Origin of the sequence: Nostoc sp. (genome assembly GCF_036917935.1) — a bacterium.
Lineage (GTDB): Bacteria > Cyanobacteriota > Cyanobacteriia > Cyanobacteriales > Nostocaceae > Nostoc.
Map to the genome: position 1 here is coordinate 22325 of NZ_JBALEL010000051.1, position 13344 is coordinate 35668.

A 13344-nucleotide genomic window follows, 5' to 3' on the forward strand; every position below is an offset into this window, starting at 1 on the left:
CTTGCACAAATGCAAAATTCGCCCAACCTGCTGGATGTAGCTACATCCCCCAACCCCTTCTCCCAATTTAGGGTGAGGGCTTTTGATTCATGCAAGAAGTCTAATAGATATCTGGTGAAGTTAAATATGCGTTATCCAAAACCCTTGTAGAGACGTAGCGCTGCTACGTCTCTACAAGGTAAGGTTTTTCACTGCTATAGGACTAGTATTTGATTTTTGAAATGCACGTAGTGGACTGTCATGGCTTAAATAGTGCATTAGACGTAGACGTAGGTTGGGTGGAGGCTTTGCGTAACCCAACAAAGCAATTTTTTTGCAACATTAAAGCCTAGACAGTCCACTACAAGACTACCGAGATTTTTTCAGAAATCAAATATGATTCCTATATCTCTAATAGAGAAATTAGCCATTAAAAACGCGACTGCGCCACTTATTCAACCGGGCTTCTCCAATTGTGGCAGACCGTCGGGAATCAGCAATTTGCTCTTGCAAAGCTGCAATCTGTTTTTCTTGTGCGTCAGCTTGCTGTTGTAAAGATGTATATTCGCCTGTGCTGGCCACAAAACTGGAGGACTGCCAACTACTACTAAATTTCGTTGCCCCGATGGTGGCAAAGGGTCTTAAGTCTGCTAGTTGTTGTTGCAAAGTTGCAATCTGGCTTTCTTGCTCTTGAATCTTTTGCCGCAAGCCTTGTTCGGCTGCTGTGCGAGCTGCAATAAAGGTATTAACTGGAGCAGCAGTTTCTGGCTTGGGCTTGAATATTTCAGCCAGCAATGCACCAATATCCGTGGGTTTCAGTTTACCGTAAGCAGTGTTGGTAATTAGCGATCGCACCAGTTGAGGTTTATTATTCGTTGCTAAGTTCTTATCACTGCTAGAATTGCTCCGCAGCAGTTGCAGCATATTGCTAAATTCCAATATCTTTTTGCCCGTTTGAGTTTTATAACCCCGGTAATATGGCACTATATTATCCCCAAAGGCATCTAGATACTCATCGCTATCAAGATAAGAATCAATATCCGCTTCAAAACCCGACTCATCTAGAATGTTGCTGTGATATATCGTCTCGGAGTAATCATCGGGAGCGCGACCGAGGAGGTGCTTAAAGTTAAGTTCAATTGCACGGTAGCGGTAAACGTTATCAAAAAATCTGGAGCGATATAACTCTGATTTGGCAATTTGACGCACAAATTCACGGACATCGATTATACCTTGCTTGAGTTGGGATTCTGGAACGATCAGCCGCTCACTTTCCATGATGTAGGCATTACCCAACACTTGCCGATAAACTGCCCGAATTACAATTTCAATGTCATCAGCTGAAGCAGTAGTCCACAGTTCGATGGGTTCTGTTTTGGGAAATGCTTGATATTGGCGTCGTCTGGTTTCGTCGTCTATGAAGGTCTGCATACTTGGGTTCGTGTGGGTAAGAGTGACTAATTTGTCAAGTAAAAATAAAATTTCTGTAGGGGAGCTAGTGCTTTGCTTTGGTTGCCAAAGTTGTAGCAACTGGTGAACCAGCGCAGCTAAGAGGGCGTTGTGTTAGATACATATTTCGAGATGATTTGTCACCAAAATACAAATCAAAGCGGCTAATGCACCCTACTTAAGATTTATTAATTACTGGGTCTTGATATAAATTATCAAGTTTTGGGGAGTTTTTTAGTTACATTTTCTAACAAACTTAGACGGCTAACTGTTAATAACTAACAGCTAATCATCAGAGAAAATTAGCAATTAGACATTAACAATTAGCCGTCAATCCCCTTGGGGAGTATTTAAAATTCAAAACTTAATTTTGAATTGGAGTGTAGACGCCTGTCAGAAGAAATTCCGCAGGATAGTAACTCTCAAGCACGCTCATCAAATCTAGTGTAGAAACCACCGTATTTTATCCAGTATTGTTTCAAAGTATGATGAGGTGTATGTAAACTAGCTTTTGCCTGATATAAAATAACTTGGCGATGATCGCCCATCCAAATTTTATTAACTGGATCAACGGATATTACTGTTCCTCCTAAAGAAGCAACGCATTCAGAGAATCTCTCAATGGTTGTATATTCTAATGTCTCGAATATAAAAAAGTTACCCGAACAAATCAAATGGCGGCTGCGAATCCAGCAACGCATCTTTTTTTCAGCCTGTGGAGGTAACATTTTGGTTTTAACAGATTCAAGCTGAATCAACATAATGCCTTCACTGCACGTAATTCATCAGCAAAACTTTCGCGTTTTTCAAATTGTAATGGGCCAGCGGTAGATCCCCATATTTGCTCGTGGGTTTCAACATCCATACCTTTATCTAGACTTATCCAAGTACGCTCGGTTACTTCTACTTCGCTGATCAGATATGTCTGACATCCATTGCGTTTAATCAGACATTGATTGCCTGGTTCCACACTGCCTCGAAACATTTCACCTTTTCGCTGGAAAACCATTGAACAGTGATAACGTCGTTCGATGCTTTCTGGAGTGATGGTTTTAAGGATATCTAATTCACGAGCTGCACCTGCATAAAGCATCTGGTCTTTCAAGCTGTAATTTTCGATATAAATGCGATCGCCCCAATCGACTAGTCTATGTACTCCCTGACGATAGGGTGTCCATAAATCGTGGTCATAAGCTTGTTCAGAATAAAAACCGATGGCAGAAAAAAATTCAATCGGTAAAGGACGAAAATAAATGTGAATGTGGGCGTAAAGTTGCGGATTTGCAAAAGATTGCTTGTAGTTGCTAAAATCTCCTGCCATCCAAGAGGCTAAGGTAAGTAAATCGCTAGCGTTGGTGCTAGATTCGCTGGGCGCTATCGTCACGTCGCTTCGCTCCAAATTCAAAATTCAAAATTCACGCATTACAATCCCCATAAATAAATTTAGGAGCTTGTATCCTTTTATGTTTTAACCTGATATTTGCTAATTGGTTGAACTTGACAAAGAGCGAATCTCTGAAGAAAAAGAAGCTGTTGTCACGCCTTTACCATCACTGGTTTTAATCGTCGCTACCCGAAATCGGAGATTTGGGTTAGCAAACCAAATTCGCTCTTCAGCAGCAGCGAGTTCATACTCTGTTAACAGGGTAAAAATACCATCGTCACTCAGATGATATTTAGCCACTGCTGGGATTGTTTCGGCGTATCCCTTGTCCCGCAGGAGTTTGCCTCTAGAAGGATTTTCGACATCGGGAATTGGTACTAGCACAGTACTGCCAGAGATTGGTTTATCGTCCCAGTCTGACTCACCTTCCCAAGTCATCCGAAAGGGGTGAGTGATACTGCTGATTTCAGTGTCATACAATTGACAGATTGCTACCACCGCTGGATCGTTGGTGGATAGAGACTCAATGTCAATGTTAGACAATACTTCTTCAAAGTGGGCGAATGCTAAATGATGAGCGCTTCGCTGCGATCGCCATCGTCCAATTGAAAGTTCAAAAAACTCAGTAATTTCCATTAGAAAAGTGATTTTAAAAAAGTAGCTTAAAATCCAAGAGATATCTTGGCAAAAAAGAAAGTTATTCTCCTAGTCTATATGTTAGCCTTCTTGACCACAACTGCGTTTAGGAGTGCTGAGTGGGGAGAGACGCGATTAATCGCGTACAAGAGTTAGGAGTTAGAAGTTATTATTCTCCCGCCAGTCCCCAGTCCCAGTTCTCAGCCTCCTACTTAGAGGATGTTTGAAAAGTGTTTTGGTGTGACTTTAGGCATTTTTAGATCCCCCCTAACCCCCCGATAAATTGGGGGGAACCGGAATCAAAGTCCCCCAATTTATCGGTGGATTTAGAGGGATCTAGAACTTTTGATACCAACAAGAGGACTTTTCAAACGTCCTCTTAGACAAATCTAAGCAACTTCAGTGATACTGATAATTTTGCCGCCTGTCCGATGAATGTTTTGCACTTGTCCAGACAGTTGGTTGTAGTTAACTACATATTCGAGGTTGCCCAGACGAGTACGGAGATTACCTGCACCTTTAACAGCCTTAATCAAAAAGCGTTTATCGGTGCTGTTTACACTAGAACCAGCTGCGGGAGCCTTGATGGATGTGGGTAAATTGGAACCGATATCGCCGATCAATTTGGCTTTGCGATCGCTATCACTGCTAGCTACTCCTCGGAGTAAGCTAAAGGTGCGGTTAAAGGTAACATTCTTGATTCCTATTTGGGAGCTTGTGCTGCGAATATAAGGAACTATATTCTCGCCAAAATTCTGCTGATATTCGTTGCTATCGATATAGGATTCGATCTCAGCATCATAGCCCTGTTCGTTGTAAATGCGGACGTGTTCGGAAATTTCTGCTTGCTCGGCAGGAGGACGTCCTAGTAGATGTTTGAAGTTCAGTTCAATGAACCGATACTGAGAAGAAGAGGTGAAAAACAGGGATTGATAGAGTTCTGATTTTGCAACGGTGTTGACGAATTCGCGGACACTGATTTTGCGATCGCGCAATTGCGATTCAGCAGTGGCTAGTCGCTCACTTTCCAACAAGTGAGCATTACCCAAAACTTGTTTGTAAACTGCCCGAATCAGTGTTTGTAATTCGCTTTCGCTGGTATTCGGACGCAGTTCAACATTCGGTGAATCAATAGCCCAAAGTGACATTGAAATATCTCCTGAAAAACGCTAATTAAATGAAATTTCCGAGCATCCTACCCCTTGTAAAGGTAGAATTTCCGATCAGTTGTCAGTTATTTTTGCTACTGACTAGCTTTTGTAAAACTTTAGTTTGTGAAAGTGTGTTAAATATTTTCGTATTTGACAACTGACGGCGAAATTGGTCAAACCCCAGATTAGCGATCGCTTTGGCTAACTCTTGATAAATCAGGATTTACGCAAATAACAGCCGAAAAGAATGATTTTCAGGTAAGGGTATTGCCCTTAAGCGCCTGTAGTTTTGCCTAAATCCGAGAACGATCAACACTGGGGATTAAAGATTGGAGACTGAGTACAGCGGAATTATTTCCCAATCCCTAATCTCTAATTCCCAATTTCTATTCTTTAGTTGACAGGGGTAATACTGGCGATCGCACTGGTGAATCCGCTGATACTCTTGTGAAAGCTTATTGTATGGCACGAAAAAGACTTGGTTACTGCGGCGAAACTTGGAAATGTTATTTACCACATTTGCCTTGTAGCCAGTGACTTCAATCCGGTAAACCTTACCATCATCACCAGATCCTACACCTTGACGAGTCCGAGGGGTAGATGTTGGGTTGCGGAATGCAGCACCCTTACTAGCTGGTGAAACCACAGGGGTAGGCGTGCTTTGAATTAGCAGACTGTTTAATTTTGGTTGTTTGCCAGCTAAGTCACCTTTGAGGCTGCTGCTAGAGGAACCACGTACCAGTTGGAACAAGTGGGTAAACTGAACCAAACTCTGGATAGCTTCGGTTTTGTAGCCCCGAATATAAGGCACAATGTTTTCCCCAAAAGTTTCTTGGTATTCGTCGCTGTCTAGATAAGAATCAATCTCACCCTCAAAGCCCTTTCTATCCAGAATAGTCCTGTGTGTACGCGCTTCTTCTAGATCCAATGGCGCACGACCAAGGAAATGTCTGAAATTTAATTCAATCGCCCGATAGCGCGGGGCGCTATCAAAAAACCGTGAACGGTAAAGTTCCGACTTCCCGACTTGACGCACAAACCCGCGAAGGCTAATTTCACCCCGTTTGAGTTGGGATTCAGCAACGGAAAGCCGCTCACTTTCCATTACATAAGCATTGCCTAGAACTTGCTTGTAGACTGTTCTAATTACGGTTTCAACTTCCTCATTAGAGCGACTTGGCCACAGATCAATGGGATCGGTATCTTCAAACAGAGCGACCCCTAATCGTGATGCTGGTCCAAAAGCCATTCAAACTATCTCCCAGTTAACAACTAAATTTTATGAGAAGGATATTCAGCAGATGTTAAAAAACTTTAGATCATTGTGACAAAGGAGAGGACATGTAGACTTTAAATCCTTATTAGTCTTGATGATTTTAAGTTTTTGCATCGTTCACCTTTACATATTCTGATACGATGCCGAAACCATATTTATTAAAATTTGTTAAGTTAAATAATAGTTTAAAAAATCTCAGCTTTTTTTTAGTATTTGATTGGCGATTGGGATACAAGTGATGGTATTGTGTAATTCCCTTAAGCCAGAGTATTAATCGTGCTGAGTCACCCAAGTTGATCTCAATAAGTGAGCATGAATAAATTCAACTATATTACGCAATGTAAAATTAAGTAAGATTGTCTTTTAGAGGATGTTTGAAAAATCTACGCTTGTCGGTATCAAAACATTTTAGATCCCCCTAAATCCCCCTTTTTAAGGGGGACTTTGAGAGAGGTTGCCCCCCTTTTTAAGGGGGGTTAGGGGGGATCAAAGTGCCTAAAATCACAGCCAAATACTTTTCAAACATCCTCTTAGAGGATGTTTGAAAAATCTACGCTTGTATCTAGATCCCCCCTAGCCCACGCCAGTCGCTCCACTTGGGGAGACCCCATCGCGCAGCGTCTCGTAGAGAAGACCGCGCTGGCTCCCCTTAAAAAGGGGGGAATAACGTTCTCAAAGTCCTCCAATTTATCGGAGGATTTAGGAGGATCTAAAGTTTTGGATACCTCAGTCACCACTTTTCAAACAACCTTTTAGTAAGAGCTTCAGCCCTGACTAGCAACCTTTAATTATTCATGCCCACTTAACTTATCGAATTTGGAAAGTAGCCAGTTGGCTGATTAAATGGTCAAAATAAGGAGTAAGAGTTTGCTGCTGATTGGCTTGGCAGCGTTTCAAACTAGCAGCCTTGATGCTTTCTAAGCCTAAAACCATTGCATCCAATGGAACTTGTAATTCCTGATAGAGCAAATTCATATAGTGCAGTCCTGTGGGATTTGTATATTCAGCGTGGCCACCTGCGAGGCCATAAGTAATACAGCGGAGAAAATGCCAAAAATCTCGCCAGCAAGCTTGGGCGCGTTCAGGTGGATAAAGACCGCCTCCAGGCTGGATAATTTCGGGATAAGTTGCTAAAACTTGCTCCCTAGCTTCATCAACGATTTCGGCCGCGCGATCGCGTAATAACTGAGCAACAGGAATCAACTCAGAATTATCGGGTGACAAGGTTTTAATCTGCAATAAATCTTCGTCGCTTAGGTAGCGAAAAGCATCATCCGCGGCTTGAAATATGGCAATCGCTGCTTTTGGATGGGACTGTTCCCACTCAGCAAAGCTGACAATTCTAGCTTTGGCTATTAATTCTTTAACGGTTTCGCTTAATTGAATCACGTCGCTTCTCTCCAAATTCAAAAACTCCTGCCTCCTCTTTCCCAATGCCCCATACCCGTGATTCAATCTTCTGAGAATGCGATCGCCATTTGTTTAATCTGTAAAATAAAGTAAAGAATAGCTGTACCAAATGCACCTATGGAAATCCATAAAATCCAAGCTGAACTGAAGAACCCAGATTTTCAATATCGGCTGAAGGCGATCGCTGCCCTCAATGATTATGAATCAGAAGTTGCAGTTCCTCTGCTCACAAGTAAACTTCATGACTCAGAATTTTTGGTGCGTTCTTTTGTGGCTAGGGGTTTGGGTAATCAACAATCAGCGGAATCTTTTGCTGCTTTGATGCAAATTATGAAATTTGATGATACTCCCAACGTGCGGGCTGAGGCGGCAAATTCTTTATCACTATTTGGCAGAGTCGCAGTTTCTCACCTAGTTCTGGCATATTATCAGGATGATCACTGGCTAGTGCGGCGGAGCATTTTGGCCGCGATCGCTGAAATGGATTGCCCTGAAGAACTATTTGATATCTGCGTTCAGGGTTTAAAAGATGAAGATTTCACAGTTCAGGAATCCTCTGTTGATGGACTCGCCGCCCTAGCTGATTCTAGCCAACATGCTGCGGCATTATCCCAGATACTAACCTTGGTGAATGATCAATCTTGGCGGATGCGCGTGCGAGTTAGCTATGCCCTCAAACGATTTGACGAGCCGGAAGCCAAAGCAGCCCTGAACCAACTCAGACAGGATGAAAATCATCGAGTTGTCGGAGCTGCTTTAGAAGACTTGTTGCCACAATAGCGGCGTGGGTTTTTTCGGAATATTGTTGTGATAAAACTTATTTGAATAATAGAAAATATATTATCTTAGCTTAAATTTGACAAAAATATCCGGTAATCTGCCAAAATCTGGAAGAAAAGATCAACTTTTTCGAGATGAGGAGGCATTTGTGACTGATATACAAACTGGTCAAATGATTTGGCGACTACCAGGTTCCTCAGAATGTGCCTTACATTTGCGGCATAATGCTTCGGAACCTTGGCGATCGTATAAAGAATTTCCACAATATGTTCTACCTGATCCGCCCGGTTTTTCCGAAGGATACGCGACATTTTTAGCGCTCCTGAAAAAGAACTGGCAGTCTTTATGAAGAGTGCTGAGTGCCTAAAAGTTGTTATATGTGTCCGTTAACAGCACTCCTGAATTCGACTCAGCACTCGGAACTCAGCACTCTCTAGATACTCAGTTTGGTTAAGCACTCAAACTTTCACGAGTTGTTCTGCGGGTGTAGGCGTTCCAAACGTCGAGTTCTGAATATGGACGGCTGGAAAGCATGGCTTTAGTTGCGTCTGTGAGTCCTTGAGCAAGAGTAAAATCTGCCCCAGCGATACTTAAAAGATGCTCCATCTCTGCATCACTGAGATCGGTTGCTCGCAGGTCTGTATCCCGCAAATCGGCTCCAGTCAATCGAGCATTTCGTAAGCAAGCCCCTGTCAAATAAGCTTTCGTCAGGTCAGCCCCACTCAGATAAGCACCTTGCAAATTGGCTCCTGTCAAGTCAGCGCCACTCAAATAGGCTCCACGCAGATTAGCACCTTGTAAATCTGCATTTCGTAAAGAAGCTGTATTCAGAAAAGCACCATTGAGATTAGCACCCGGCCCTACCGCTCCAGAAGCTTTGTAATTATATTCTTGGGGCCATTTCGTTTGGGAATCATAACGCGCTACTTGGAGTTTGGCTCCCTCCAAATTTGCACCACTGAGATTTGCTTGTTGGAGGTTAGCACGATTTAAATAGGCTCCCTGCAAATCAGCCCCACTCAAATCGGCTCCTCGCAGATTAGCGCCTCGCAAATCAGCCCCACTCAAATCGACATTACTCAAGATCACCTCACTGAGGTCGGCTCCTAATAGCTTGGCTTTAGTCAAATTAGCTTGTCGTAAATCGACTTCCTTGAGATTGAATTGGTATAAATCGACCGAATCCAGAGGGATTCCTTTTTTGAGGGCTGTTAAGATTTCTGGAGTTGGACTGGGACGAACGCTTGTAATAAGTTGAATTTCACTATTTGTCATCAGCTGATTAAAATATCACTTTTGGAGTTATTCTACACTTTAGCTAAATCGGGACTTCATCTCATAACTCAGTATTCAATAACGCCAAAATTTGATCAAACGAGGTTTCAAAACAGATGCATATAATACCGCCCTTGACAATGATCGACTTCTTCCGTAAAAGTGAGGGAACATGGTTTACGGAACGCTCCGTTCATCATTTTGACTCGGCGGCGGATGAGTCGGGGGAGTCGAATTTGATTATAAAAGTCATGGAAAAGGATGATCCCAAAGTCCAAGAAGTTTGTACAGCCCAAGGGATAGACCCTACTAAAGCAACAGGCGGTGCTAGCTTTGCATGGCAAGCTAACCTAGATACCAGGCTACCAAATAGCGATAATGCGGCCATTTTAGTTGATGTTCCCGACGAAACAAGGCGTTCTGGAAAACTGATCCGCAACCAAGGCTATGTCGAGAGCATTCCGGTTGTAAGCCGATATCAGTTTGCCGATGATGGAGTGCTGACGATTAATACTGACTATGACAACAATCAAGGTCAGGAACGTTGTTGGTTTGTGACGGATGATTTTCGTGTCAGAGTCAGTACAGTACGAATGATGAACGGAGTCAACTTGATGACTTATTGTTCTGAACGTCGCTGTGTTTCGCAAGAACTGCTAGAGCAAATGATCAGTCGGAATCATGCTAGGCGTTAGTGGGGAATGGGGAATGGGGAAGAATAACTAATGCCCCATACCCATTAAGGAATGTTGCTTTGTTTCTCATAAATGAGACGTGCATGATTGCCATCACTTATTTTCATGCAAGGGTTAACAAATCATGCTCCATGTATAAGCCTTTCCTGGAATTTTTAGAAAAAGAGCTATTTCAGCGGTTTGATTTACAAAGTAGGGTCATTCCCCCTGGTTTGGAATTCAAAGTTAGCGATCGCGGCAGAAACCCAGCAACTATTCGCAGTTGGTGTCACCAATCTCAAGAGTTGCGGAAAATTCGCTATACCTACATTGATGCCGGGGAGAGTGCCCAAATTTTTAACAGCGTAGTTTATCCCAGTCATAACTACGATTTACCTCTGTTAGGGATTGATTTTTTATCCTTTGGTAAAGTCAAAAACCTGATTGTGCTTGATTTTCAACCTTTATTTCAGGATGAAGATTATCAAAAAAAATATATAGTTCCGCTGAAATCTCTGCATGATAAATACCCGGATTTGGCGCAAAACTTAGAAATGAAGTTTTACGATGCCAACCAGTATTTTTCTAAATATCTATTGTTTGCCAAAACCGACCCTGAAACAGTGTCAACGCGAGTCTTTGAAGCTTTTCAGGATTATTTAAACTTGTATTGGCAAATCTTAGCAGATGCCGAACCGCTCCAAGACCCTGAAGATATCCAGCGGATTGTCAAAGCCCAAAAAGACTATGACCAATATAGTGCAGACCGCGATCCAGCATCTGGTTTGTTTAGCAGTTACTTTGGTCATGAATGGGCAGAGCGCTTTCTCCATGAATTCTTATTTGAAGATGCTGTTCCCCTAGCAGTTGGTGCCGGCAAAAGATGACCGAAGTGACGCTTTATCAACCATTTCTCGATTATGCGATCGCCTATATGCGATCGCGCTTGGATTTACAGCCCTATCCTATTCCCACTGGGTTTGAGTCCAAGAGTGCTGTTGTGGGCAAGGGAAAGAATCAGGAAGAGGTTGTCACCACCAGTTATGCCTTTCAAACTTCAAAATTGCGGCAAATTCGTGCAGCTCACGTACAGGGTGGCAATTCGCTGCAAGTGCTGAATTTTGTGATTTTTCCCCGCCTCAACTACGATTTACCATTTTTTGGGGCGGATTTGGTGACATTGCCAGGAGGACATCTAATTGCTCTGGATATGCAGCCCCTATTTCGAGACGATCTAGCATATCAAGCAAAATATACTGAACCAATTCTGCCCATTTTTCACGCCCATCAACAGCATCTATCCTGGGGAGGAGATTTCCCAGAAGAAGCACAGCCTTTTTTCTCTCCCGCTTTTCTGTGGACTCGTCCCCAAGAAACGGCTGTAGTAGAAACTCAGGTGTTTGCCGCTTTCAAAGACTATTTGAAAGCTTATCTCGATTTCGTGGAGCAAGCAGAAGCTGTAACAGATTCCCAAAATTTAGTAGCCATTGAGCAAGCCCAACTGCGATACCTGCGATATCGGGCTGAAAAAGACCCAGCACGAGGGATGTTTAAACGCTTTTATGGTGCCGAATGGACTGAAGAGTATATCCACGGCTTTTTATTTGACCTAGAGAGAAAATTAACAGCTATTAACTAGAGGCTCTTTGACCGCACTCAGTAGACTTCTTGCATAGAATCAAAAGACCTCACCCTAAATCCCTCTGCCAACCTTGGGAGAGGGATTTAGGGTGAGGGCTCCCCTTCTCCCAAAATTGGGAGAAGGGGTTGGGGGATGAGGGCGAATTTTGCATTTGTGCAAGAGGTCTATCTAGTGCTAAGTACTTCCTTACTGAAGACTCATCCAAGTCACGTTAAACTAGGAAAATAATCTCAGTTATACCAATTCAAAAAATGTTTGCGACATGATATGCTGACACGCACCTTACCCGATGCCTTGGGAAGGTTTGGCGAAGGATCTTATCTATATATTATGTGTTGCATTCTTTTTCAAATTGGTATTAGCTGTACTTAAACTAGTTTGTCTTCATAATGGTTTCCACCTTTCCCAATCCCGCTTCTGTTGATCTATCTCGCATCCGACTTTCGATCCGCTCATTGCAACCGCAATTAGTAGAGTGGCGGCGGCGATTGCATCAACAACCAGAGTTGGGTTTTCAAGAAAAACTGACTGCTGAGTTTGTATCACAAAAGCTGCAAGAATGGGGAATAGAGCATCAAACTGGCATTGCCCATACTGGCATTGTTGCCACCATCAAGGGCAACAAACGTCCCGACTCCCGACTCCCGACTCCCCAAGTTTTAGCGATTCGCGCGGATCTGGATGCTTTGCCAATCCAAGAACTCAATGAAGTGCCGTACAAATCGCAGCATGATGGAGTGATGCACGCTTGTGGACATGATGGACATACAGCGATCGCTTTAGGTACAGCTTATTATCTCCAGCAGCATCGTCAAGACTTCTCCGGGATCGTGAAAATTATCTTTCAGCCAGCAGAAGAATCACCAGGAGGCGCAAAACCGATGATTGAAGCTGGAGTTCTGAGACATCCAGATGTTGACGCGATTATTGGTTTGCACTTATGGAATAATTTGCCTTTAGGAACAGTGGGTGTGCGGGCTGGGGCGTTAATGGCAGCTGTGGAGTGCTTTAACTGCACAATTTTGGGCAAAGGTGGACACGGCGCACTACCCCATCAAACTGTTGACTCCGTTGTTGTTGCTGCCCAAATCGTCAATGCTTTGCAAACTATTGTCGCTCGGAATGTTAATCCGATTGATTCAGCAGTAGTGACAGTAGGCGAACTTCACGCTGGAACCAAACGTAATGTGATTGCTGATACAGCGAGAATGAGCGCTACTGTCAGGTATTTTAATCCTAGTTTGAAAGGCTTTTTTAACCAGCGTGTCGAGCAGATTATTGCTGGAATTTGTCAGAGTCATGGTGCAAATTATGACTTAGAATATTGGTCACTTTATCCACCAGTAATTAATGATATTAAAATAGCAGAACTAGTGCGATCTGTAGCAGAAGAAGTGGTAGAAACTCCTGTAGGTATTGTGCCAGAATGCCAAACTATGGCTGCTGAAGATATGTCATTCTTTTTAGAAGAGGTTCCTGGTTGTTATTTCTTTCTAGGTTCTGCTAACCCCGCGAAAGACTTAGCATATCCCCATCATCATCCCCGGTTTGATTTTGACGAAACCGCCTTGGCAATGGGTGTGGAAATATTTGTTAGATGCGTGGAAAAGTACTTTGTTTCAACTTAAAGAATAGGATAATTACATCTGTGCATTGATGTCATCTTAAGGTGAAATCTTTAGAATGTA

Annotated in this window: 14 protein-coding genes; 6 read left to right on the forward strand and 8 right to left on the reverse strand. The window is 42.9% G+C overall.

Annotation, left to right across the window (positions count from 1 at the left end; all coding sequences use genetic code 11):
* Positions 1–402 precede the first annotated feature (402 nt).
* The 7 genes from V7K62_RS20945 to V7K62_RS20975 all read right to left on the reverse strand — a co-directional run bounded on the left by V7K62_RS20945 (position 403) and on the right by V7K62_RS20975 (position 7264).
* Positions 403–1410 (reverse strand): phycobilisome rod-core linker polypeptide, encoded by a 1008-nt coding sequence (locus V7K62_RS20945; protein ID WP_334867415.1) that lies wholly within the window; start codon positions 1408–1410, stop codon positions 403–405.
* A gap of 440 nt (positions 1411–1850) precedes the next feature.
* Positions 1851–2189 carry a CpeR family transcriptional regulator gene (locus V7K62_RS20950; protein WP_334867416.1) on the reverse strand — a complete coding sequence of 113 codons (339 nt, stop codon included), beginning with the start codon at positions 2187–2189 and terminating at the stop codon, positions 1851–1853.
* A complete protein-coding gene (locus tag V7K62_RS20955; RefSeq protein ID WP_334867417.1) occupies positions 2183–2812 on the reverse strand; it encodes a chromophore lyase CpcT/CpeT in 630 nt (209 codons plus the stop codon). Before V7K62_RS20955 ends, V7K62_RS20950 begins: the two co-directional genes overlap by 7 nt.
* A gap of 99 nt (positions 2813–2911) precedes the next feature.
* On the reverse strand, positions 2912–3448 hold the full coding sequence (locus tag V7K62_RS20960) for a phycobiliprotein lyase (RefSeq protein ID WP_334867418.1): 537 nt from the start codon (positions 3446–3448) through the stop codon (positions 2912–2914).
* 389 nt (positions 3449–3837) lie between these two features.
* On the reverse strand, positions 3838–4596 hold the full coding sequence (locus V7K62_RS20965) for a phycobilisome rod-core linker polypeptide (RefSeq protein WP_334867420.1): 759 nt from the start codon (positions 4594–4596) through the stop codon (positions 3838–3840).
* Positions 4597–4921: 325 nt separating this feature from the next.
* Entirely contained in the window at positions 4922–5848 is a 927-nt protein-coding gene (locus V7K62_RS20970; RefSeq protein WP_334867422.1) for a phycobilisome linker polypeptide, read from the reverse strand.
* 834 nt (positions 5849–6682) lie between these two features.
* Positions 6683–7264, reverse strand: a complete 582-nt coding sequence (locus V7K62_RS20975) for a phycobilisome protein (protein WP_334867424.1) — start codon at positions 7262–7264, stop codon at positions 6683–6685.
* A gap of 138 nt (positions 7265–7402) precedes the next feature.
* On the opposite strand from V7K62_RS20975, the gene V7K62_RS20980 reads away from it, so the two are divergent.
* Together V7K62_RS20980 and V7K62_RS20985 are read left to right on the forward strand one after the other, a co-directional pair.
* A complete protein-coding gene (locus V7K62_RS20980; RefSeq protein WP_334867426.1) occupies positions 7403–8065 on the forward strand; it encodes a HEAT repeat domain-containing protein in 663 nt (220 codons plus the stop codon).
* Between the two features lie 148 nt (positions 8066–8213).
* Positions 8214–8414: a hypothetical protein gene (locus V7K62_RS20985; protein WP_334867428.1), complete on the forward strand. Its 201-nt coding sequence runs from the start codon at positions 8214–8216 to the stop codon at positions 8412–8414.
* Between the two features lie 101 nt (positions 8415–8515).
* On the opposite strand, the gene V7K62_RS20990 is transcribed toward V7K62_RS20985, so the two are convergent.
* Positions 8516–9340 carry a pentapeptide repeat-containing protein gene (locus tag V7K62_RS20990; RefSeq protein ID WP_334867430.1) on the reverse strand — a complete coding sequence of 275 codons (825 nt, stop codon included), beginning with the start codon at positions 9338–9340 and terminating at the stop codon, positions 8516–8518.
* 116 nt (positions 9341–9456) lie between these two features.
* Between V7K62_RS20990 and V7K62_RS20995 the strand changes: the two genes are divergently transcribed.
* The 4 genes from V7K62_RS20995 to V7K62_RS21010 all read left to right on the forward strand — a co-directional run bounded on the left by V7K62_RS20995 (position 9457) and on the right by V7K62_RS21010 (position 13284).
* On the forward strand, positions 9457–10035 hold the full coding sequence (locus tag V7K62_RS20995; protein WP_334867432.1) for a phycobiliprotein lyase: 579 nt from the start codon (positions 9457–9459) through the stop codon (positions 10033–10035).
* 131 nt (positions 10036–10166) lie between these two features.
* Positions 10167–10901, forward strand: coding sequence for a 15,16-dihydrobiliverdin:ferredoxin oxidoreductase (locus V7K62_RS21000; protein ID WP_334867434.1), 735 nt, complete (start codon positions 10167–10169; stop codon positions 10899–10901).
* Positions 10902–10906: 5 nt separating this feature from the next.
* On the forward strand, positions 10907–11653 hold the full coding sequence (locus V7K62_RS21005) for a phycoerythrobilin:ferredoxin oxidoreductase (protein ID WP_334867952.1): 747 nt from the start codon (positions 10907–10909) through the stop codon (positions 11651–11653).
* 392 nt (positions 11654–12045) lie between these two features.
* A complete protein-coding gene (locus V7K62_RS21010) occupies positions 12046–13284 on the forward strand; it encodes a M20 family metallopeptidase (protein WP_334867436.1) in 1239 nt (412 codons plus the stop codon).
* The last annotated feature ends 60 nt before the right edge of the window (positions 13285–13344 follow it).